The organism is Kushneria konosiri, assembly GCF_002155145.1.
GTDB classification, from domain to species: domain Bacteria; phylum Pseudomonadota; class Gammaproteobacteria; order Pseudomonadales; family Halomonadaceae; genus Kushneria; species Kushneria konosiri.
Map to the genome: position 1 here is coordinate 3166977 of NZ_CP021323.1, position 21193 is coordinate 3188169.

General features: G+C 56.7%; 24 protein-coding genes. 8 read left to right on the plus strand and 16 right to left on the minus strand.

What is annotated here, in order from left to right; all coding sequences use genetic code 11:
- Positions 1-6 precede the first annotated feature (6 nt).
- Positions 7-585 (plus strand): acyl carrier protein phosphodiesterase, encoded by a 579-nt coding sequence (locus B9G99_RS14645; protein ID WP_086622822.1) that lies wholly within the window; start codon positions 7-9, stop codon positions 583-585.
- Here B9G99_RS14645 and B9G99_RS14650 read toward each other — a convergent pair.
- From B9G99_RS14650 to wrbA, 7 genes are all read right to left on the minus strand, one after another.
- A complete protein-coding gene (locus tag B9G99_RS14650) occupies positions 571-1770 on the minus strand; it encodes a molybdopterin molybdotransferase MoeA (protein WP_086622823.1) in 1200 nt (399 codons plus the stop codon). The two genes, B9G99_RS14645 and B9G99_RS14650, sit on opposite strands and share 15 nt — an antisense overlap.
- On the minus strand, positions 1760-2284 hold the full coding sequence (moaB, locus tag B9G99_RS14655) for a molybdenum cofactor biosynthesis protein B (protein WP_086622824.1): 525 nt from the start codon (positions 2282-2284) through the stop codon (positions 1760-1762). Before moaB ends, B9G99_RS14650 begins: the two co-directional genes overlap by 11 nt.
- Positions 2281-2598, minus strand: a complete 318-nt coding sequence (locus tag B9G99_RS14660; protein WP_086622825.1) for a DUF1244 domain-containing protein — start codon at positions 2596-2598, stop codon at positions 2281-2283. The genes moaB and B9G99_RS14660 overlap by 4 nt, the downstream gene beginning before the upstream one ends.
- A gap of 105 nt (positions 2599-2703) precedes the next feature.
- The gene (locus B9G99_RS14665; RefSeq protein WP_227875841.1) at positions 2704-3306 is read right to left on the minus strand and encodes a helix-turn-helix domain-containing protein; all 603 of its coding nucleotides are present in this window, start codon (positions 3304-3306) and stop codon (positions 2704-2706) included.
- Positions 3307-3378: 72 nt separating this feature from the next.
- Positions 3379-4023, minus strand: a complete 645-nt coding sequence (pdxH, locus tag B9G99_RS14670; protein WP_086622827.1) for a pyridoxamine 5'-phosphate oxidase — start codon at positions 4021-4023, stop codon at positions 3379-3381.
- Between the two features lie 86 nt (positions 4024-4109).
- Complete coding sequence (locus B9G99_RS14675) at positions 4110-4520, minus strand: DUF2069 domain-containing protein (protein ID WP_086622828.1); 411 nt, start codon at positions 4518-4520, stop codon at positions 4110-4112.
- Positions 4521-4522: 2 nt separating this feature from the next.
- Complete coding sequence (gene wrbA / locus B9G99_RS14680; protein ID WP_086622829.1) at positions 4523-5134, minus strand: NAD(P)H:quinone oxidoreductase; 612 nt, start codon at positions 5132-5134, stop codon at positions 4523-4525.
- 172 nt (positions 5135-5306) lie between these two features.
- Here wrbA and B9G99_RS14685 point away from each other — a divergent pair, with 172 nt between their 5' ends.
- Together B9G99_RS14685 and smrA are read left to right on the plus strand one after the other, a co-directional pair.
- The gene (locus tag B9G99_RS14685) at positions 5307-6551 is read left to right on the plus strand and encodes a YihY family inner membrane protein (RefSeq protein WP_158521518.1); all 1245 of its coding nucleotides are present in this window, start codon (positions 5307-5309) and stop codon (positions 6549-6551) included.
- A 137-nt stretch (positions 6552-6688) separates the two neighbouring features.
- Positions 6689-7288: a DNA endonuclease SmrA gene (gene smrA, locus B9G99_RS14690; RefSeq protein ID WP_086622831.1), complete on the plus strand. Its 600-nt coding sequence runs from the start codon at positions 6689-6691 to the stop codon at positions 7286-7288.
- 104 nt (positions 7289-7392) lie between these two features.
- On the opposite strand, the gene metH is transcribed toward smrA, so the two are convergent.
- On the minus strand, positions 7393-11100 hold the full coding sequence (gene metH / locus B9G99_RS14695) for a methionine synthase (protein WP_086622832.1): 3708 nt from the start codon (positions 11098-11100) through the stop codon (positions 7393-7395).
- 264 nt (positions 11101-11364) lie between these two features.
- Between metH and nfuA the strand changes: the two genes are divergently transcribed.
- Complete coding sequence (nfuA, locus tag B9G99_RS14700) at positions 11365-11952, plus strand: Fe-S biogenesis protein NfuA (RefSeq protein WP_086622833.1); 588 nt, start codon at positions 11365-11367, stop codon at positions 11950-11952.
- A gap of 86 nt (positions 11953-12038) precedes the next feature.
- On the opposite strand, the gene B9G99_RS14705 is transcribed toward nfuA, so the two are convergent.
- Positions 12039-13004: a DNA-binding protein gene (locus tag B9G99_RS14705; protein WP_086622834.1), complete on the minus strand. Its 966-nt coding sequence runs from the start codon at positions 13002-13004 to the stop codon at positions 12039-12041.
- A 237-nt stretch (positions 13005-13241) separates the two neighbouring features.
- Here B9G99_RS14705 and B9G99_RS14710 point away from each other — a divergent pair, with 237 nt between their 5' ends.
- The 3 genes from B9G99_RS14710 to B9G99_RS14720 are packed head-to-tail and all read left to right on the plus strand — an operon-like array spanning position 13242 to position 15315.
- The gene (locus tag B9G99_RS14710; protein ID WP_335617612.1) at positions 13242-14417 is read left to right on the plus strand and encodes a tyrosine-type recombinase/integrase; all 1176 of its coding nucleotides are present in this window, start codon (positions 13242-13244) and stop codon (positions 14415-14417) included.
- A gap of 37 nt (positions 14418-14454) precedes the next feature.
- Positions 14455-14865 carry a SufE family protein gene (locus B9G99_RS14715; protein ID WP_086622835.1) on the plus strand — a complete coding sequence of 137 codons (411 nt, stop codon included), beginning with the start codon at positions 14455-14457 and terminating at the stop codon, positions 14863-14865.
- A gap of 51 nt (positions 14866-14916) precedes the next feature.
- Positions 14917-15315 carry a DUF2628 domain-containing protein gene (locus tag B9G99_RS14720; RefSeq protein WP_086622836.1) on the plus strand — a complete coding sequence of 133 codons (399 nt, stop codon included), beginning with the start codon at positions 14917-14919 and terminating at the stop codon, positions 15313-15315.
- Here the strand turns inward: B9G99_RS14720 and yidD are convergent.
- The 4 genes from yidD to B9G99_RS14740 form a co-directional block, all read right to left on the minus strand.
- Positions 15306-15596, minus strand: a complete 291-nt coding sequence (yidD, locus tag B9G99_RS14725) for a membrane protein insertion efficiency factor YidD (protein WP_418268919.1) — start codon at positions 15594-15596, stop codon at positions 15306-15308. The genes B9G99_RS14720 and yidD overlap by 10 nt on opposite strands.
- A gap of 34 nt (positions 15597-15630) precedes the next feature.
- Positions 15631-16080: a phosphoribosyl-AMP cyclohydrolase gene (gene hisI, locus B9G99_RS14730; RefSeq protein ID WP_086622838.1), complete on the minus strand. Its 450-nt coding sequence runs from the start codon at positions 16078-16080 to the stop codon at positions 15631-15633.
- Between the two features lie 20 nt (positions 16081-16100).
- Positions 16101-17435: a dihydroorotase gene (locus tag B9G99_RS14735; protein ID WP_086622839.1), complete on the minus strand. Its 1335-nt coding sequence runs from the start codon at positions 17433-17435 to the stop codon at positions 16101-16103.
- 61 nt (positions 17436-17496) lie between these two features.
- Complete coding sequence (locus B9G99_RS14740; protein ID WP_086622840.1) at positions 17497-17940, minus strand: Fur family transcriptional regulator; 444 nt, start codon at positions 17938-17940, stop codon at positions 17497-17499.
- A 268-nt stretch (positions 17941-18208) separates the two neighbouring features.
- On the opposite strand from B9G99_RS14740, the gene B9G99_RS14745 reads away from it, so the two are divergent.
- The gene (locus B9G99_RS14745; RefSeq protein ID WP_086622841.1) at positions 18209-18718 is read left to right on the plus strand and encodes a DUF1161 domain-containing protein; all 510 of its coding nucleotides are present in this window, start codon (positions 18209-18211) and stop codon (positions 18716-18718) included.
- 101 nt (positions 18719-18819) lie between these two features.
- On the opposite strand, the gene B9G99_RS14750 is transcribed toward B9G99_RS14745, so the two are convergent.
- The 3 genes from B9G99_RS14750 to ectA form a co-directional block, all read right to left on the minus strand.
- Entirely contained in the window at positions 18820-19215 is a 396-nt protein-coding gene (locus B9G99_RS14750; RefSeq protein WP_086622842.1) for an ectoine synthase, read from the minus strand.
- 86 nt (positions 19216-19301) lie between these two features.
- The gene (gene ectB / locus B9G99_RS14755) at positions 19302-20564 is read right to left on the minus strand and encodes a diaminobutyrate--2-oxoglutarate transaminase (RefSeq protein ID WP_086622843.1); all 1263 of its coding nucleotides are present in this window, start codon (positions 20562-20564) and stop codon (positions 19302-19304) included.
- 49 nt (positions 20565-20613) lie between these two features.
- Positions 20614-21132: a diaminobutyrate acetyltransferase gene (gene ectA / locus B9G99_RS14760; protein ID WP_418268920.1), complete on the minus strand. Its 519-nt coding sequence runs from the start codon at positions 21130-21132 to the stop codon at positions 20614-20616.
- Positions 21133-21193 lie beyond the last annotated feature (61 nt).

Consider the following 21193-nt stretch of genomic DNA (forward strand, 5'->3'; position numbering starts at 1 on the left):
CAGCGCGTGAACTTTCTTGCTCATGCCCGACTGGCACGCCATGGCAACGATCTTTTCATGCTGGGCAATCTGGTGGCTGATGGCATCAAGGGGCCAGTGCCGACAACCGCTCCTTGCGAACTGGCCCGGGGCATACGGTTTCACCGCAGGATGGATGCCCTGATCGACCAGCACGATACGACTCTGGCGCTCAAGCGGCAGGCGCCGGCTCCACAACGGCGTGTCTGCGGCATCGCACTTGATATTGTGTGGGATCACTTTCTGGCCAGGTTGTACCACGACGAAGTGCTCAACCAGCGCGTCTATCACGTGCTTTCTTGCCATTCGGACATGGTGCCAGAGCGACAGGTGCGTCTTTTCGAACACCTTCGTCGTGATAACTGGCTCAAGGCCTACGCAAGCTTTGATTTCACCTGCCGGGCCATCGCAGGGGTGGGTACTCGCCTGTCAGGCCCCAACCGGCTGGCCGAACTAACGCCATGGCTTGAGCGAGAATATGCCTTGCTTGAAGAGAGTTTTCACGAGATCTGGCCATGGATGCAGCAGGCGGCATGCGAGCATGCCGCCGCATCAACTGGTCAGTAGAAGACACCTGACGCGCTCGCCCGGCATGATTTTCGAATTTGCCCTGATGACTGCCAGCGCATTGGCACTCACGCATGAACGCAAAATAGAGGAGTCCTGATCCTCAAACGCTTGCGCGCGATAGCCATCGCCGTCCCACTGAAGGGTCACGCGCATATAATGATCGCGCCCGGCAGTTTCGGTTTGGAACTCCGCTTGAGCTGTCACTTCCGGCAGGGCTCTCATGTCGTCGCATCCCTGCATGCCCCCCAAAAGCGGACGCAAAAAGAGCCACGCACCAACAAAGCTCGACACCGGATTTCCGGCAAGCCCAACGAAGCGGCAAGGACCGATATGCCCCAGCGCCAGCGGTTTGCCGGGGCGGATCGACAGGCGCCAGAGATCCAGCCTGCCCAGTGACTCCAGTGCACGACGGACATAATCAGCATCGCCGACCGAGACTCCGCCAGTCGTGACAATGACATCCACCAGATGCGAGGCGTGCTCAAGAGCCTGTGTCATGGCCTCGAGCGTATCCGGCACCTGTTCCACCAGCGTCAGCTCGGCACCAAAGCGCACCAGAAGGTCCATCAGCATGAACCGGTTGCCGTTATAAATCTGCCCGGGCGCCAGAGATTCGCCCGGCAGTTTCAGCTCATCGCCAGTGAACAAAAGAGCCACTCTGGGCTTTCGGTAAACCGGTACCTGATCAAACCCCTGGCCTGCCAGAAATCCCAGTGCAGCGCTATTGAGCCGAGTCCCCCGGGAGACCAGCACTTCACCGATTCTGATTTCACGTCCCTTCAGGCGAACGCTGTTACCCGTCTCAAGGCCGGCCGGAATGAACACGCCCTCATCACGGACGTCGACTTCCTCCTGCATGATGACGCTATCGGCGCCCTCGGGCAGGGGCGCACCGGTAAAGATGCGGGCACAGGTCCCTTCTTCCAGCGCAGTGCCACTCTGGCCGGCCATGATGCGCTGGCTGACAGGCAGTACCCTGCCACTGTCCCCAGCGCGCAGAGCATAGCCATCCATGGCGCTGTTATTGAAAGGAGGTGTGTCGTGTCGGGCGTACAGCGTTTGCGCCAGCACTCGATCTCCTGCCGTCTCGAGCCTTACCCACTCACAGGGCAGCGGTGCAAGATCGGCTGACAGCGCCTTGAGTGCCTCCTGCGGCGTATGCAATCGATCGTTACCCACCATGCTGGCCCCGCCCGGGAATCACCAGATTGGCAAAATTGCAGGGCTTGTGCCGACTATCCAGCTGTTCAAGAAGGATGCCTTCCCAGCCAGTACGGCAGGCACCGGTTGAGCCCGGCAGGCAGAATACGGCCGTATGGTTGGCAAAGCCTGCCAGCGCCCGACTCTGTATGGTCGAGCTGCCGACATCATCCTGTGAGAGTCGACGAAACATTTCGCCAAATCCTTCGATATGACTATCGAACAAGACGCCGACCGCTTCGGGTGTGGAGTCCCGACCGGTAAAGCCGGTACCGCCCGTCGTGATCACGATCTGTATCTTCGGATTGGCGATCAGGCAGGCGACTTCCGCGCGAATCTGATAGAGCTCGTCACGAATAATCTGACGAAAAGCGCAGCGATGACCGGCACGCTCAAGCGATTCGATCAGCAGGGCACCGGACCGGTCACTGCTTTCATCACGCGTGTCAGAGATGGTCAAAACGGCAATGTCGAGCGGTATGAAATCATCGTTCACGAAGAGGTATTCCCCTTTGCCTTTTGACGAGCCTCGAGCGCCTTGAGCTGTTCTTCGGTGGCCGGAGGCTGGTTCGCCTTCCATTCACTGTAGGGCATGCCATAGACATGCTCGCGAGCGCTTTCCAGGTCAAGCTCTACATGACGCTCTTCGGCTGCCGTCACCAGCCACTTGGAAAGACAGTTACGGCAGAAATCAGCCAGAATCATCAAATCAATGTTTTGCACATCGCGATTGTCATCGAGATGCTTGAGAAGGCGGCGAAAGGCAGCCGCCTCGAGCTCGGTTCGGGTCTGCTTGTCCAGTTGGTCCATGCTTGGCTCCTGTAAACGCCCTGAATCCAGAAAATCCGGTGATCAGGGGTAACCTCATTGTAGGTCGTCATTGTCTACCGCAATAGTGACAACGCTGGCCCATGATCAGGCACGCTCGCCCGGTGCGCATACCGATAGAACGAGAGCATCGGCGTCGCTGATGGATACCTTGGCGTGACCCATATCGCTGTCGAAATAAAGGCTGTCACCGGCTTCAAGCTGAAGAGGCTCATAAAACTCGCTGTACAGCAGAATAGAGCCCTCCAGTACCAGTAGAAACTCTTCGCCGCCATGACGTACCCAATCAGGAAACGCTTCAATGCTGCGCGCGCGAACGATCGTCTTGAAAGGGGTCATGAGCTTTTGCGCCATCTGCGCCGATAAAAGCTCATGTTCGTAGGTCGGCGTAGGGTGCAGCTCTCCCTCACCGCACCGTGTCAGATCGCGGCGTCCGGCATTCCGGGGGGCGCCATGCGGGCTTTTCAAAAGCTGTGGCATATCCAGCTTGAGCCCGATCATCAATTTCTGCACCACCAGAAAACTGGGCGATATCAGATCGTTTTCAATCTTTGAAAGCGTTGATCGCGCCACCCCGGTACGACGGCTGACTTCTTCAAGTGTCAATTTCTGAGCGCGGCGAATTTCACGCAGGCGCTCGCCGAGCCGCAGCGGCTCGACAAAGGGCTTTTGGCTGCGAGCAATCTTCATGCCTGCCGCTGCCTTTGTATCACGATCTGTCATTTTTCCAGGCGTGCCCCCGGGCCGTCGAGCACACGATGATCAGGGCGCCAGCCGGCTTTTCAGCCAGTGATTTTCGGCGGCCCGCCAGCGATAGCGGATTCGGTCATGCAGACGGCTCGGCTGGCCTTGCCAGAATTCGACCATGATCGGCACTACCCGGTAACCGCCCCAGTGTGGCGGACGATCAATCTCGTTGTCCTGATAGGCTCGCTCAAAGCGATGAGTACGCTCATCAAGCCATTGCCTGCCCGGAATCTCGACGCTTTGCTGGGAAATCCAGGCGCCCAGCTGGCTCGCTCTGGGCCGTGAATGGAAATAGGCATCCGAGGTTTCTTCCGGGACCTGCTCCACATGACCTTCAACGCGCACCTGACGCTGCAGGGTGGGCCACCAGAAGACCAGCGCTGCATGAGGACAGGTGCCCAGCTCGCTGCCCTTGTGGCTCTGGTAGCTGGTGTAAAATACCAGGCCGTTCTCATCAAACCCCTTCAACAACACGATGCGCGCGTGTGGAAGCCCTTCATTGTCGGCCGTGGCCAGCGTCATGACGTTGGCGTCATCACGCTCGCTTTCCATCGCCGCATTGAGCCACTCGGAAAAAAGAGGCCAGGGGGTTTCGGGTGTATTGTCGTGATCGAGGGCGTCCCCGGTATAGTCACGACGCAGGTCAGAAATGGTGCTCATGAACGGTTTCCTTCAAGCTTCGAGAGGCATCATCCAATCTGCCTCGCAGTATTGTTCGGGGTCTGGCGCACACTCTTGAAAGCGCTTCACTCGGTGCCCGGCGTCCTGTCATTGCGCTGCCAGCAATGGATGTACAACGCATAGCTGCCGGCACTCAACAGCAGGGTCAGGGCAGAAAGCACCTCAACCAGTCCCAGCCACCATAGTCCCGGCAACTGCAGCATGACGGCCCCCTGAATGATATAAAGCACGCTGACAAATGCCAGCCAGCCATAACCACGGCGGCGCTCGGTGCGAAGTACTACACCGAGAAGCAGCAGTGGGGCGAGACGTACCAGTACCGGCAGCAGCGATTCAGCCCCACCTTGCTGGGCCAGCATCAGCCCGGTCATCAGCGTCACCGCTACAAGAATAATCCAGCTGACCGTTACGACACGGCGTGCCTTTTGACGTGCGCCGATGGCCCCATATCGCTGTTCAAAGGTGCGAAACAGCACGGTTACTGTCCTCGCATGGTTTCAAGTGCCAGCGCCAGTTGTGCCAGACGCTTTCCCTGAGCCATTGCCAATGCACGCTCATGCTCATCGATGCTGCGGTCGCTGTCAGGCCCGGCGAAATGACTGGCGCCATAAGGCGTCCCGCCAGTTCGGGTGGTGAACATTTCATCGACGCTGTAAGGGATACCCGCAAGTACCATGCCATGGTGCAAAAGGGGATTCATCATCGTCAGCAGGGTACTTTCCTGTCCCCCGTGAATACTGGAGGTCGAGGTAAATACCGTCGCCGGCTTGTTGACCAGCGCCCCGTTGAGCCAGAGCGTGCTGGTCCCGTCCAGAAAGTATTTGAGCGGTGCGGCCATGTTGCCAAAACGAGTTGGACTGCCCATTGCAAGGCCCGCACAGTCACGCAGGTCATCATGACTGGCATAGACCGGGCCATCATCAGGGATATCACTGGCCACTGCCTCACATTCAGGAGAGACCGATGGCACCGTTCGAAGACGCGCATCGATACCACCCACGGATTCGACCCCGGCCGCAATATGGCGAGCAAGATCTCGTGTCGCGCCCTGTCGGGAATAGTAGAGCACCAGTACATAGGGTCGGGTCATGACGTATCCTTTTAGGAACAATAAAGACCAATTCTGGCAGGAGTGCGCCCATTGTGCCCATTGAGCCGAAGGATGTCAGGCCGGACCATCTTCAGATTCGATTGGTCAGAGCCTGCAGCGGTCGCTATGTTTCAGGAAGACAGTCAGCATTGATGGTCAGGAGCAGGACAAGGTGAGACGTTTTTCCATACCCCAACCCCTGTGGTGCCTGTTGGCGCCGTTCAGGGCAATCATCAAACTCGTCAAACGCTTCAATGCTCATGACGGCCTGCAGACAGCCGCGTCACTGACCTATACCACACTGTTTGCGGTAGTGCCCTTTACTACCGTGGTGTATGCCCTGTTTGCCGCCATCCCGGATTTTCAGGATGCCGGAGATCATATTCAGCAGTTCGTGTTTCAGCAGTTCGTCCCCGAGACCGGCCAGACCATACTGGATACGCTGCGCGGATTTACCCAGCAGGCACGCGGGCTGACCATGGTGGGTGGCGTCTTTTTGCTGGTCACCTCGATTCTGATGATGATGACCGTGGAGAATGCACTCAATCGGATCTGGGGCGTTCGCCATAATCGCCATGGCCTGATGGGCTTTCTTGTCTACTGGGCCGTATTGACGCTGGGCCCCATTCTGATCGGCAGCGGCTTTTTACTGTCGTCCTATCTGGCCTCCATCAGCGTTCTGAATTCTGCCGCCTCCTGGCTGGGAGGCAGTGATTTCATCCTTCACTTTCTGCCTCCGATCCTGAGCTTTCTGGCCTTCTGGTTTATCTATGTCACTGTGCCCAACGCTCGCGTGCGCATCAAGCATGCGGCTGCTGGGGCGCTATTGGTATCAATCTCGCTGGAGCTTGCCAAGTGGGGCTTTTCGATTTACGTCTCCAACTTTCCTTCCTATCAGATCCTTTATGGTGCCTTTGCTGCGGTGCCGCTTTTTCTGCTCTGGATCTTTCTAAGCTGGTTCATCATTTTGATGGGCGCAGAATTGGCGGCCTGGCTTGGGGAAACCCAGCATGCCGACTGGCGTCGCTGGCCACCTTTCTGGCAGGCCATGGGCATGCTGACGCTGTTGCATGAGAGACATGCCTGCGGCGAGGGAGCATTAAGGGCTTCCAATGTGAGGAAGCGATTGGGTGGGCACTATCACAAGCTCCTGAACGTGCTGTCAGAGCAGGGCTGGGTTGTCATCAGCGACGAAGATGAGTGGGTACTGGCCAGATCACTTGATACCCTGACGCTGAGTGAAGTCGTGGCTGGACTGCCCTGGCCCATGCCCGAACAATATCGCCCTCCGGAAGGCTATAGTAAAATGGCTGATATCATGCGTAATGCCCAGCAGCGCTATCATGAAGCGCTGAATGTTTCGCTGGCATCCGCCCTGAATCAGAAATCCAGTGATAAAACGCCCATCACCCCATGACGGCTCCGGCCGGGAGGTTCGGCACTTCATACTTATTCCCGACGCGACGCTCTGACATTGATGCCGCCGAATCTGCGGCCCCCCTGTTTGAACGACAAGCCTATTGGTGACCCGGCCAATACGCGAGGAGTAGCCCGATGAATGCCAATCAACGCGATGAGCAGCTTTTCTCCCATGAAATGGCTGACGTCATTCCGCTGAACAAGGGACGCAACCGCGCCGATGCCGGCAATGGCGGGGCACGCCCACCCAGCGAGGCGCAGCTGGCCAGGCGTGCCAGTGCCCAGGACGGTGAGCAGGAAAGCAATTTCCTTTCCGACGAATTTGTCGATCTATTGCCATTCACCGATCCGATCGAGTTCCGTCGTGACGGCATTCAGACCGGCGTGATCGAAAAATTGCGACACGGAGGGTATCAGGTCGACTCCCAATTGAACCTGTTGAAGCGTCCGGTAGCCGAGTGTCGTCGTGAGGTTTTCAGATTTATCCGTGAAGCGCACCAGCATGAACTGCGCTGTGTGGTGATCGTGCATGGTCGAGGCAAAAGCGACGAAAGCCACGCCAACGTGGTGCGTTCCTATGTGAGCAAATGGCTCGAGCAGTTTGACGAGGTACAGGCCTACGCCACGGCCCAGCCTCGCCACGGGGGGCTCGGCGCCACCTATGTCATGTTGAGAAAATCCCATCGCGCCCGCCAGCGCAACCGTGAACTGCATCAGCGACGTCGTGCGCCATAGAATGACTGTCAGTCAAAAGGGCCTCTCATCGAGAGGCCCTTTTTTATCACAGCGCATTTATCGCCATTGAAAGCTCAAAAGCCTGCCCTGGCAGGGCATTCGGCCTATTCGTCGGGATTGTAGGACAAAATCGGCGACAGCCAGCGCTCCATGGTGTCACGTGACATGTCCTTGCGCGTGGCAAGGGCATCAACCTGATCGCGACTGATACGCCCGGTCGAGAAGTAGCGCGACTCCGGGTGCGAGAAGTACCAGCCCGACACCGCGGCGGCCGGCCACATGGCAAAGCTTTCGGTCAGCGTCAGTCCCGTATTGTTGGTGGCATCAAGCATTTCGAAAAGGGTGGCCTTTTCCGTGTGATCCGGACAGGCCGGATAGCCGGGCGCCGGCCGAATGCCGCGATACTTTTCGTTGATCAGATCATCGTTGTCCAGCGCTTCATCCGGGACATAGCCCCAGTGTTCGCGACGCACCCGCTCGTGCATGTGCTCGGCCAGCGCCTCGGCCAGACGATCCGCCAGCGCCTTGACCATGATGGCGTTGTAGTCATCACCGTTTTGCTCGTAGTGTCTGGCCAGCTCATCGGCGCCGTGCCCGGTGGTGACCGCAAAGCCGCCAATCCAGTCGGCACGCTCGCTTTCCCTTGGCGCCACGAAGTCGGCCAGACTGTAGCAGAGGCCGTCGCGATTCTTGGTAGTCTGCTGGCGAATGTGATGAAGCTGATGAATGACATCACTGCGCGACTCATCCGAATAGACCTCGATCACATCATGATCGACCGTGTTGGCCGGCCAGAAACCGATGACGCCACGCGCCTGTAGATGGCGCTCGTCGATCAGCTTGTCGAGCATCGCGCGCGCATCCTTGTACAGGTTGCGCGCCGCGTCACCGACTACGTGATCTTCCAGAATTTTGGGGAATTTGCCCGCCAGCTGCCAGCTCATGAAAAAGGGCGTCCAGTCGATGTAGTCGACCAGCGACCTTAAATCGATGTCGTCGAAGACGCGAACCCCGGTAAAGGTCGGTTGCGGCGGGACATAGTCAGTCCAGCCGCCATCGAAGTGTCGCTCACAGGCCTGGGCGTAATTGAGATCGGCCGATTTGGGACGACGCTTGCTGTTCCGTTCGCGCACCTTTTCATACTCGGCGCGAATCTCCCCGACATAGGCTTCCTTGAGGCCGGGAGAGAGCAGACGACTGGCAACGCCCACGGCTCGAGAAGCATCCGTGACATACACCACCGGATGGCTATAGGCCGGCTCGATCTTGACCGCTGTATGGGCCTTGGAGGTCGTGGCACCACCAATCAGCAGGGGAATGTCAAAGCCCTGACGCTCCATCTCCTTTGCAACATGAACCATTTCATCCAGCGACGGCGTAATCAGTCCGGAAAGACCGATGATCTGGGCATTGTGTTCCCGCGCTGCGGCAAAGATCTTCTCGGCCGGCACCATCACGCCCAGATCGATCACCTCGTAGTTATTGCACTGCAGCACCACGCCCACGATATTCTTGCCGATATCGTGCACGTCGCCCTTGACCGTGGCCATGATGATGCGGCCCTTGCTGTGATCTTCGTCACTCTTCTCGGCCTCGATATGAGGAATGAGGTAGGCGACGGCCTGCTTCATGACGCGTGCTGACTTCACCACCTGAGGCAGAAACATCTTGCCGGCGCCGAACAGATCGCCCACTACGTTCATGCCATCCATGAGCGGGCCTTCGATCACCTCGATGGGACGCTCGGCCCGCTGACGTGCCAGCTCGGTGTCTTCCTCGATATAGCTGGTAATGCCCTTGACCAGCGCATGCTCGATGCGTTTTTCGACTTCCCAGCTGCGCCACTCCAGATCTTCCTTCTTCTGGGCGCCACTGCCGTCATCCTTGTAGCGCTCGGCAATGTCCAGCAGTCGTTCGGTGGCATCCTCGCGGCGGTTGAGCACCACGTCTTCCACGGCATTGCGCAGCTCTTCAGGCAGATCGTCATACACCGCCAGCTGACCGGCATTGACAATCCCCATGGTCAGGCCGGCATGAATGGCGTGGTAGAGAAAGACCGAATGAATGGCCTCGCGAACCGTGTTGTTGCCACGAAAGGAGAACGAGACGTTGGAGACGCCGCCGGAAATCATGGCATGCGGTAGATGCTGCTTGATCCAGCGCGTGGCTCCGATGAAATCGACGGCGTAATTGTTGTGCTCTTCGATACCGGTGGCGATGGCAAAGATGTTGGGATCGAAGATGATGTCTTCGGCCGGGAAATCGATCTCATCGACCAGAATGCGATAGGCACGCTCACAGATCTCGGTCTTGCGCGCCATGGTGTCGGCCTGACCCTGTTCGTCGAAAGCCATGACCACGATGGCCGCACCAAACCGGCGACACTGTCGAGCCTGATAACGAAAGCTGTCTTCGCCTTCCTTCATCGAGATAGAGTTGACGACCGCCTTGCCCTGAACGCATTTCAGCCCGGCCTCGATGATCTCCCATTTGGAGGAGTCGATCATGATGGGCACGCGCGAGATATCCGGCTCCGAGGCAACGAGCTTGAGAAAATGCTCCATTGCGCCCTTCGAGTCGAGCATCCCCTCGTCCATGTTGATATCAATGACCTGAGCGCCGTTTTCGACCTGTTCAAGCGCCACTTCAAGCGCAGTATTGAAATCTTCTTCCTTGATCAGGCGCTTGAAGCGGGCAGAGCCGGTTACATTGGTGCGCTCACCAACGTTGACGAACAGTGATCTTGCGTTGATGTTGAACGGCTCAAGCCCCGAGAGGCGACAGGCCGGCGCCACATCGGGCACCTTGCGTGGTGGTAGATCGGTCATGACCCGCTTGATGGCCGCAATATGCTCGGGCGTGGTCCCACAGCAGCCGCCCATGATGTTCACCAGCTGCTGCTCGCCAAAGGTACGTACGATCTCGGCCATCTCATCGGCTTCCTGATCGTATTCGCCAAACTCGTTGGGTAACCCGGCATTGGGATGCACCGACACATAGGTATTGGCGCGGCGTGAAAGCTCCTCGAGATACGGTCGTAGATCTTCAGCACCCAAAGCGCAGTTGAGTCCCACACTGATCGGGCGGGCATGACGGACCGAGTTCCAGAACGCTTCGGTCGTCTGGCCTGAAAGCGTTCGCCCGGAAGCATCCGTGATGGTGCCCGAAATCATGATGGGTACCTGATACCCAAGCTCTTCGAACAGGACATCGAGTGCGTAGATGGCCGCCTTGGCGTTGAGCGTATCGAAAATGGTTTCGATCAGAATCAGATCGCTGCCGCCCCCGATCAGCGCGCGCGCGGCTTCGACGTAGTTGTCGACCAGTTCATCAAAGGTAACGTTGCGCTTTGATGGATCATTCACATCCGGCGAAATTGATGCGGTTCGGCTGGTAGGGCCCAGTACACCAGCCACAAAGCGGGGCAGGCCGGTCTCTGAGGCTACTTCGTCGCAGACAGCGCGGGCCAGACGTGCGGCTTCGTAGTTGAGCTCCACAACCAGTTCTTCAGCGTGATAATCGGCCTGAGACAGCCGGGTGCTGTTGAACGTATTGGTTTCGATGATATCGGCACCGGCTTCCAGATACTCGCGGTGCAGACGGGTAATCACCTCTGGCTGGCTGAGCACCAGCAGGTCATTGTTGCCCTTGAGATCACTCTCCCAGTGCGTGAAACGGTCGCCGCGGAAGTCCTGTTCGGTCAACCGCTCATTCTGGATCATGGTTCCCATACCGCCATCAAGGATCAGTATGCGATCCGACATCAGACGGGTCAGCGTCTCCAGAACCGGCGCATTGGCAGCTTGGGTCATGAAAGGTGATCTCCGGGTAAACAGTGGGGCAGTCACAAAAGAGGGCGTATTCTAGCAAACCCCTGTGACGCAGACAGGTTTACAGCCTGAAAGACATTCACGACAGGCGTGAGTCAGGGTCATATTGAAGGTACAAGACCCGGATAGCCGCCATAAAAGCGCTGAGCTTATTTACCCGAGTAATGCACTCGGATTTGTCGCGAGCGGCTGGCTGGCATAAAATATCGACAGATTTCTTTATCGCGATTGCGTACGAGGCCGTCAATGAGTCAGAGCATCGAAATTACCGAAAGCGCACAGGATTATCTCGCCGATCTGCTTTCGCGTCAGGACGTCGAAGGCATCGGTGTGCGTGTCTTTATCACTCAGCCGGGTACGCCCTATGCGGAAACCTGTCTGGCCTATTGCAGGCCCGGTGAGGAAGAAGAGAGCGATGAGCGCATTCCGCTTGAAAAATTCAATCTCTTTCTTGAAAAGCATAGCGTGGCTTTCCTGGAAGACGCCGTCGTTGATTTCAACGCCGATCGCATGGGCGGTCAGCTGACGATCAAGGCCCCCAATGCCAAGATGCCGCAGGTCAGCGAGGATAGCCCGCTGGAAGACCGCGTCAATTATATCCTCTACAGTGAGATCAACCCGGGGCTGGCTGCCCACGGCGGTGAGATTCGCCTGATTCAGCTGACCGAAGACAATGTCGCCGTCCTCCAGTTTGGCGGCGGCTGTCAGGGGTGCGCTGCCGTGGACATTACGCTCAAGCAGGGCGTTGAAAAGACGCTGACCGAGCGTATTCCCGAACTGACAGCGATTCGCGATGTGACAGACCACACCGACACCACCAACGCCTACTATTGATCCAGCGTCAGGTTCGCCTGACAGACTTCAGTATCAAGCGTAAAAAAACCCCGGCTTGCCGGGGTTTTTTATGGTCGCCGGCCCTTTTAATACACGAAAGGCGGCATGGGTGCCCTGGAAAGGCGCTCCTGTAACACTCTGAGTTCGGTTCTCAAGCGCGCCAGCTCCTGATCCCGCTCTGCCAGCAAACCCGAAAGATGGTCCTCTCGCCCCCGGCTTTCCTGAAGCTGCTGCTCATGGTGACGAGCGTGCTGAGTCAGGTCGCGCATCTTGCGCTCTTCTTCCTGCAGGGTACGACGCTGCTGCTCCATCTGAGCCGTGATCTTTTCGATCCGCTCCTCAAGCTGCTCGTGTCGGCGACGCGCCTGTTTCTCAAGCTCCTGTTTTTCATGACGAGCGCTATCCAGCAACTGCATCAGGCGGTTTTCAGCACTTTCATGACGTGACTCTTCCTGTGCCAGACGCCGCTTGTGCGTCTGATCGAGCTGCTCGAGGCTTTCATGGTGCTCGCGCTCAAGGCGGTCACGCTCTTCGCTGAGCGTATTGATCTGGCGATCACGCATGGCCAGACGCTGATCGCGCTCTTCGACCTGACCACGCAGATGGGCGGCTTCACTTTCCAGTCGGGCAAGACTGGTCGCCTTTTCTTCCAGCCGCGCGGCCGTGCTGTCCAGACGCTCGCCAAGGGCAGACAGACGCTGCTCGGTGTCTTCGACACGTCGCTGGGCCTGTCGTGTTTCCTCGCGCGCCTGCTCGACCTGTTCATCGGACTGCTGACGATAAAAGGACAGAGCTTCGCCGGCTTCCTCCTGCGCCTGCTGCCAGAGCCCGGCCAGCGCATCGTGAAGACGTTCCGGAATGGCCTGCGGCAGGGGAACGTCGCGATTTTCCTCTCGTCTTGCCCGCCACTCCCGCAGGTGATCACTGATGGTGGTAAAGCTGCCGGTGCCCAATACCTCGCGTATGCGCTGAACGCTTGGGACATCACCGCGCTGGATGAGGGTTTCTATCGCCCTTTGTACATCTTCGAATTGCACGCCACTTCGTGCCATGACGGCCTCCTGAGTTCCCTGTAATGCCCATTGATTGGTGTTGTTAGAGACAGGCTGCGTTTTCACAACACTATAGCGTTTTATTGTGACAAAAACACTATTACGTAAATACGTATTACGTAATGATATTTATCAAATAATCCAGAAATTCATGATTACGCGTCTTATCATGATTTTATTGGCTATAGTCGCTACAATGACGCCTCAAGGTATCGATGAAAGCAGGGCAAGGATGTGATGAAAAAGCCATTGGGCGTAGAGCCTGCGGGCGATTCGATGCAGGAGGCGGCTCTGGTCGAGAGGGCGCCACCTGATGCTCGCAGTCAATTGGTTGAAGCTGGAAGCGATCGTGAAGTTGTGGCGGCCTGGCTCATGGAGTATCGCACCAGCCCTCAGACCTTCAGGCAGTACCGCAAGGAAGCCGAACGGCTGTTGTTATGGCTGGAAAGCAAGGGCAAACGCCTTTCACACATTGATCGCCGCGCCCTGGATGAATTCGAGGCATTCCTTGCCAGGCCCACGCCGGTCACTGAATGGGTTGGCCCCCCAAGACCCCGACAAAGCGACGAGTGGCGACCGTTTCGCAAGGGACTTTCGGCCGCCAGCCGTCGTCAGGCCCTGGTCATTTTGCAGACCCTGTTTGGCTGGCTGATCGAGGCGGGATGGTTACACCAGAACCCGTTCAGGTTGATGCGCGACAAGCGCCGACGGCTCGATAACACCTCAGACAGTATTGAGCGCTATCTGGAGCGACCGCTGTGGCGATGGTGCTGGCAGCAACTCAATATGGGGCCGCCTGCTGATGCCACTCCTCGAATACATTATGAGCTTGAGCGTCGGCGCTTTGTTTTCGCCTTTGCCTATCTATTGGCGCCTCGTGTGAGCGAAATGAGTCAGGCACGCATGAATGATTTTCGGATGCGCGAAGGTCAGTGGTGGTGGCAGGTCATCGGGAAGGGCGGCAAACGAGCCAGCATCCCCGTCCCGGATGCCATGATGACGGCGCTGATACAATGGCGCGGCATGCTTGGACTGCCGGCCATGCCATCACCGGAAGAGGAGACACCGGTAATACGCGCACTGGATGGCCGTCGAGGGGTCGGCGACAACCAGCTCTATCGCATGATCAAGGCCACCTTTGAGAGACTGGCACAGACAAGAGAGCACGAAGGCGAATCAACGTCACATGACGCACAGCGCCTGCGACAGGCCACTCCACACTGGCTGCGCCATACCGCCATTACGCATCAGGCCCAGCAGGGCGTTGAGCTACGATATCTCTCTCGAACGGCGCGTCATTCAAGGCTCGAAACCACCGCACGTTACCTCCACGCTGAAACGCAGGAGTGGCATGGACAGATCAATCGTCACACGCTTGATCTATCGGACGAACATCAGGATGACACGCTATAATGCGACACCTTTCCCTATACCAGCACATGGAGCCGGCATGAGTCCGCAAGAGGCCCAGCAGGAATTGATCGACGAATTCGACATGTTTGATAACTGGATGGACCGTTATCAATACATTATCGATCTGGGCAAGCTGCTGCCCGATTTTCCTGATGAATGGAAAAATGACGACACGCGCCTTGATGGTTGCCAGTCCAACGTTTGGGTGCATGGCGAACGCCAAGACGATACGCTGCATTTTTATGCCATATCCGATGCCGCCATCGTGTCAGGCCTGATCGCTATTTTGTTGCGCATCTACAACGACCGGACGCCGCAGGAAATTCTCGACACGCCGCCCGATTTTTTGACTGCACTGGATCTGGACAAGCATCTGTCACCCACGCGCAGCAACGGGTTGCATGCCATGCTTGAGCGCATCAAGACAACAGCGCATGCCCATGCCTGATAAAAATGCCGTCGTGGCCTCGGCCATTTCTGAAACAGTGGTGGGGCGGTGATGAAAACGTTCGAGATTTATCAGCACACCGACGGCCAACTTGAGGCCGTCAAGCAGGGCTGGAACTGGCCGGCCTTCTTTTTTGGTGCGTTCTGGGCGCTGAGCTGTCGACTATGGACCATCGCCATATTAACGTTCGTGGTGGTTTTTGCAGTGTCGATGGCAGGGGCATTTGATGACAGCGGGATGATCGACGTAATGGCCAACATTGCGTGTCTGGGCCTGTATGTCGCTTTTGGCCTTAATGGCAATCAGTGGAAGCGGCGTCACCTGATCGCCCGCAGATATCAGCTTGTGAGCACTGTTGAGTCCCGAGGCGTCAAACAGGCGATCACGGCGTACCGGGAAAAGCGACAGCCCCAAACCTCCAGTGTGCGCACGCACACCTTTCAGGCCTGATCCTTTTTCTGAACGATGGCTCGTCCAGAATCCGCGTGGCCTTCACAGCCCTTGCAGGGCGTCTCGGTGGGTGGCACCGGGTCTACGCCGCCGGCACAGAAGGGGTGGCAGCGCAGAAGCCGCTTGAGTGCCAGCCAGCTACCGCGAAGGGGGCCATGCAACTCGATGGCCTCGATCGCATAGTTGGAGCAGGTGGGCCAGAATCGACAGCGCGGTCCAATCAGGGGGCTGATGCCATATTGATACACCAGCACCAGCCCGATCAGTCCCTTTCGAAGCACTATCTGCAATATCCGCCCTAACTGACGCAACGCATCAGCTGCTGCCATACAATGCCTCAGTTGACATCAGAGGCGCGGCATCCACGCGCGCTCCGTTCGCATCCAGCGCCAGGTAAAAGCAGGTACGCCGTCCCGTATGACAGGCAGGACCGGTCTGATCCACCTTGAGCAGCAGGGTGTCTCCATCACAGTCCAGCCATGCCTGATGCAGCATCTGTACCTGGCCGGAGGATTCTCCCTTGCGCCACGGTCTTTGCCGCGAACGTGACCAGTAGCAGACACGCCCTGTCTGGAGCGTCTCTTCAAGCGTTTGTCGGTTCATCCAGGCCATCATCAGCACCTCACCACTGTCAAACTGCTGAGCAATGGCAGGGATCAGGCCGTCATCGTTCCAGCCGGCAGCGCTGAGAAGTGCTTCGAGCCCGGTCTCGTGACCGGGCGACGCCTGTTCGAGCGCCTTGTAGGTAGGGGAGGATGCACTCATGTTCCCAAAGACTCCTTGATTTAGCGACGGCGATAGGTCACGCGCTCACCAGCCGGTGCGCTGGCGAGGTTTTCGCCATCCCAGGCAATGACGCCATTCACGATGGTGGTCTCGACATGACCTCGCAGCGGTGTTTCTTCAAACGGGCTCCAGCCACACTTGTAAAGCAATGCATCACGCGTGACGGTAAAGCGTTTTTCAAGATCCACCAGCACAAGATCCGCCATGTAGCCTTCACGAATGAAGCCGCGATCTTCCAGTTCAAAACGCCGGGCCACGTTATGGCTGGTTTTCTCGACGATGGTGGTCAATTCGAAATGACCGGCATTGACCTGATCGAGCAAAGAGGAGAGAGCATGCTGTACCAGCGGCATGCCGGAAGGCGCGCTAAAATAGCTGTTGTTCTTTTCCTCCAGCGTATGCGGCGCATGATCGGTGGCCACAATATCAATCCGGCCGTCGTTGACGGCATCTCGTATGGCCTGGCGGTCGGCGGCAGTCTTGATGGCCGGGTTGCACTTGATCCAAGAACCCAGACGCTCATAGTCCTCGTCACAGAACCACAGGTGATGAACACAGGCCTCAGCCGTGATCAGCTTGCCATCCACCGGGCCGGGCTCAAAAAGCGCCATCTCTTCGGCCGTGGTCAGATGCAGCACGTGCAGGCGCGTACCGTGCTTGCGCGCCAGATCAATTGCCATGCTGGAACTCTTGTAGCAGGCCTCACGAGAGCGGATTTCGCCGTGCAGGGAGAAGGGCACCTGTTCCCCGAAACGCTCACGCGCCTGGCGCTCGCTTTCCTGAATCATGGGGGTGTCTTCACAGTGCGTGATGACCGGAATTTTCGCGCTGGCGAAAATATCTTCCAGCGTTTGCGGGGCATCGACCAGCATATTGCCGGTTGAAGCCCCCATGAAAATCTTGATGCCACAGGTGGTGGCCGGGTCGAGCGCCTTGATGGCTTCCAGATTATCGTTGCTGGCACCATGGTAAAAGGCATAGTTGGCATGCGACCGGCCGCGCGCCAGCGCGTACTTGTCTTCCAGTGCCTGACTGTCCAGCGTGGGCGGCTTGACGTTGGGCATTTCCATGTAAGTCGTAATGCCGCCGGCGACAGCCGCTGCGGACTCAGTGGCCATATCCGCCTTTTGTGTCAGACCCGGCTCACGAAAATGCACCTGATCATCAATCATGCCGGGAAGCAAATGGCGTCCACGGGCATCAATGACCTTTTTGGCATCACGAGACAGGGAAGGCGCAATGGCGTTGATGCGGCCATCAAGAATGCCGACATCCAGTTCTCGAATGGTACCTTCATTGACGACGCGGGCATTAACGATCAGCAGATCGAACATGGCATGGGACCTGTATGATTGAGTAAAACGAAAGTCACGATAAAAATCGGACCACCCTCGATCAGCGTGACGACTGACACTTTTGACAAACGCCAGAGAGTTCAATGGTCTGGCGCTCGATGAGAAACCCATGACCGGCAGCCGTCGCCTCCAGACGATGCATGGTGTCATGGTCATGCATTTCTTCGACAAGACCGCAGTGCCGGCAGATCATTAGCTGAAAGCCACGGGCATGATCAGGGCACGGACAGGCGACGTAGGCATTGAGCGATTCGATACGATGTACCAGCCCCTGTTCCAGAAGAAAGTCCAGTGCACGATATACGGTCGGTGGGCGCGCCGAGGCATGTTCGCTGGAAAGCAGATCAAGAAGTTCATAGGCCTTGAGGCCACTGGAGTGCGTGCTGATGATCTCAAAGACACGACGGCGAATGGGCGTGAACCGCACGTCGTTGTCATGACATCGCTCTTCGGCCATGCGCAGCAGGCTGGATACATCAGGCATTGAATGTTCTCATCATTGAAAGCGCAGGACAGCATGGGAAATATAGGTCTATGGTAACGTCATCGAGCAGGGCTCGCATCTTGCCAGCCAAAATTGGCTGATCGTGACTTCATGATCCGGCCTCCAGATCTCAAATCACCATATTTAACATAATATATATTATGCGAACTTATTGTGCACCGTCAGTGCATCCGGATATGGCCGGCGCCATAATGGGTTATATTCATGGCATCGAATAATGGTGCTTATCGTTTTCAGGAGATCCCGCATGAAGTACTCACGCCCGCTGGCAGGCTGTTCGACATTTGCCCTGACCCTGGCAACGCTCTGCCTGCCCACGCTTGCCTTTGGCGCCTGTCAGGATGTTCGCGATCAGATCGCTCAAAAAATCGAAGCCAACGGTGTCGAGCCAATGGGCTATTCGCTTCAGGTTATTCCAACCGCCGATGCCGATCAGGCCGAAGGACAGATTGTTGGGCATTGCGATAATAATCAATACCAGATTGTCTATCAGCGCCACTATCGCAGCAGCACTGCCGAAACCATGGAAGACACGTCTGCTGATGAAGATGAAATTGATGGCGCTTCGCAGACTGCACCTGTAACGAACAGCGACCTCCCTGAGACTTCAGAAACGCCGTCTGTATCTGAATCAACGGACACTACCGCAGCGCCTGCTTCAAACCAGCCTGACAACAGTGAGCCTTCATCAGGTCAACGGCGCGTCGAGACCTCCGATATGCCGGTCAGCCCCAAAAACTCGGACTCGGTCAACTAATTGGCGCTGAAAAGAATTTGCCTGGCGCCTTGTTCATCAGACCTGAAAAAAGCCTGCTCAGTTGAGCAGGCTTTTTACTTGCATTTGACGCATGCAGGACTTCAGTCCTCCGCTGGCGCGTAGGAGCCATCCTCGCGGTGTATTTCCCGGCCGGTCAGCGCAGGACTGAACACGCAGGCTACCGTCATGCCTTTTTCCTTGCCACGCAACCAGTGCTCGTCGTGCTGGTCCAACAGATACATGTCACCGGCCTTGATGGTGTGCTTTTTGCCATCGGCGATGGTTTCCACCTCGCCTTCGCCTTCATAGCAAAAGACGGCCTCAATGTGGTTTTTGTAATGAATATGGGTTTCCGTCCCCGGATAAATACGGGTGATATTAAAGGAAAAACCACAGTTATCATCGGCCAGCATCAGGCGCGTGCTGTCCCAGTTGCCATTTTCGGCTTCAACAAAACGGTCGGTCTTACGGCACTCTTCAAGGTTACGAACGATCATCTGTCTGGCTGCCTTCTATGGTCACAATGAAAAAATCATTATCGATGCGGGCGCACTTGGCGCCCGCCAGAGCCAATGCCCCAGAGTTACTCAATGAGGCTTCGGATGCTTCTTTCAAGGATGGTCAGACCCTGTTCGAGCTCATCATCCGTAATGGTCAGCGGACAAAGGCATTTGACGACCTCACCGGCCTGCCCGCTGGTTTCGATCACAAGCCCGCGCTGGAAAGCGCCATGAGTAATCTCGTCAGCCAGCTCACCGGTGCCGACATCGATACCGCGCATCATCCCGCGTCCACGCTCATGAGCTGGATGGCCGGCATCGCTGAGAAGTTTGGCCAGCATTTCAAAACGTTCGCGAATGACCTCACCCTTGCGCTGGACTTCCTTTTCAAAGGTGTCGTCCTTCCAGTAATGACGCAGCGTTTCAGTCGCCGTTACCATGGCCAGCGTATGACCGCGGAAAGTGCCGTTGTACTGCCCCGGCATCCATTTATCGAGGTCCCGGTGCATCATCAGCATGGCAAAGGGCAAGCCATAGCCGGAGAGTGACTTGGAATTGGTCACCATGTCGGGTTTGATACCCGCGTGTTCAAAGCTGAAAAATTTGCCCGTACGGCCACAGCCTGCCTGAATATCATCCACGATCAGTAAAATATCGCGCTGCTTGCAGATATCGGCCAATCGCTTGATCCATTCGATGGATGCCGCGTTAATACCACCCTCACCCTGCACCAGCTCGACGATAGCGGCCGCTGGACGGTCAAGGCCGCTGGACTTGTCATCCAGTGCCTTCTCGACGTAATCGAGCGTATCCACGCCCTCGCCCATATAGCCATCGTAAGGCATGAACTGTGCGCCGATGGCCGGCACACCCAACGCATCACGGAACTTGGCGTTGCCAGTGGTCGCAAGCGCTCCCATGGTGACACCATGAAAACCATTGGTGAACGTCAGGATGTTGGAACGGCCCGTAATACGACGCGCCAGGCGTATAGCCGCTTCAACCGCATTGGTACCGGTTGGCCCGGGAAGTTGAATCTTGTAGTCCAGACCACGGGGTTTGAGGATCAGCTCTTCAAGTGTCTGATAAAAATCCTGCTTGCCCTGGGTCCAGAAATCGAGCCCATGCACGATACCGTCGCGCTCGATGTAATCCATCAATGCCTTTTTAAGTACCGGGTTATTGTGCCCGTAATTCAGCGTCCCGGCACCGGCGAGAAAATCAATATATTGCGTGCCGTCAGTGCTCCAAAGATGAGCACCACGAGCGCGATCAAAGATGATCGGAAAAGAGCGGGAATAAGTGCGAACCTCGGATTCCATTTGTTCGAAATACTGCGTGTCCATTAATAACACTCCCCCGTAACAGTTGTGATTGGTTCAGGAATTCAGATGATCATGATTGGATCTGCTGCGGATCAAAGGGCCCTATCCGCACCAGGTTTTCCGGGTCGTGCTCTCCACCAAGTTGTTCTTCGGAAAAATATTCGCGACTGTTCAATGGCGCCTGCCAGCGCTGCGCCAGACGTCTGAAAAGACCCCACGACGCTTCATTGTCCGGCGTAATGGTGGTTTCAAGATGTCGCACATTGGCCTGATGCTCTCGTGCAAGGACGGTCTCTACCAGTTTGCGGGCAAGCCCTGTGCCTCTTGCCTTCTCACCTACTGCAACCTGCCACAGAAAGAAGGTATCCGGCGCATTGGTTTTGACGTATCCCGAAACAAAACCAACGATCTCACCATCCCCCAGAGTGGCGACCGCACAGCGGTCACGAAACTGCGTTGCAAGTAGCAGGTAGGCGTAAGCGGAATTGACGTCTAGCGGTGGGCAGGCCTTGATGAGCTCATATATGCCCCAGCCGTCATCCGTACCAGGTGGACGGATCAAAATGGGAGGATCCCCTTCAATGATCATTTCTGCCAGATCAGGGTGAGAAATGTCGCTTGCAGCCGTCGTCGTTTGATTGGTTGGTATC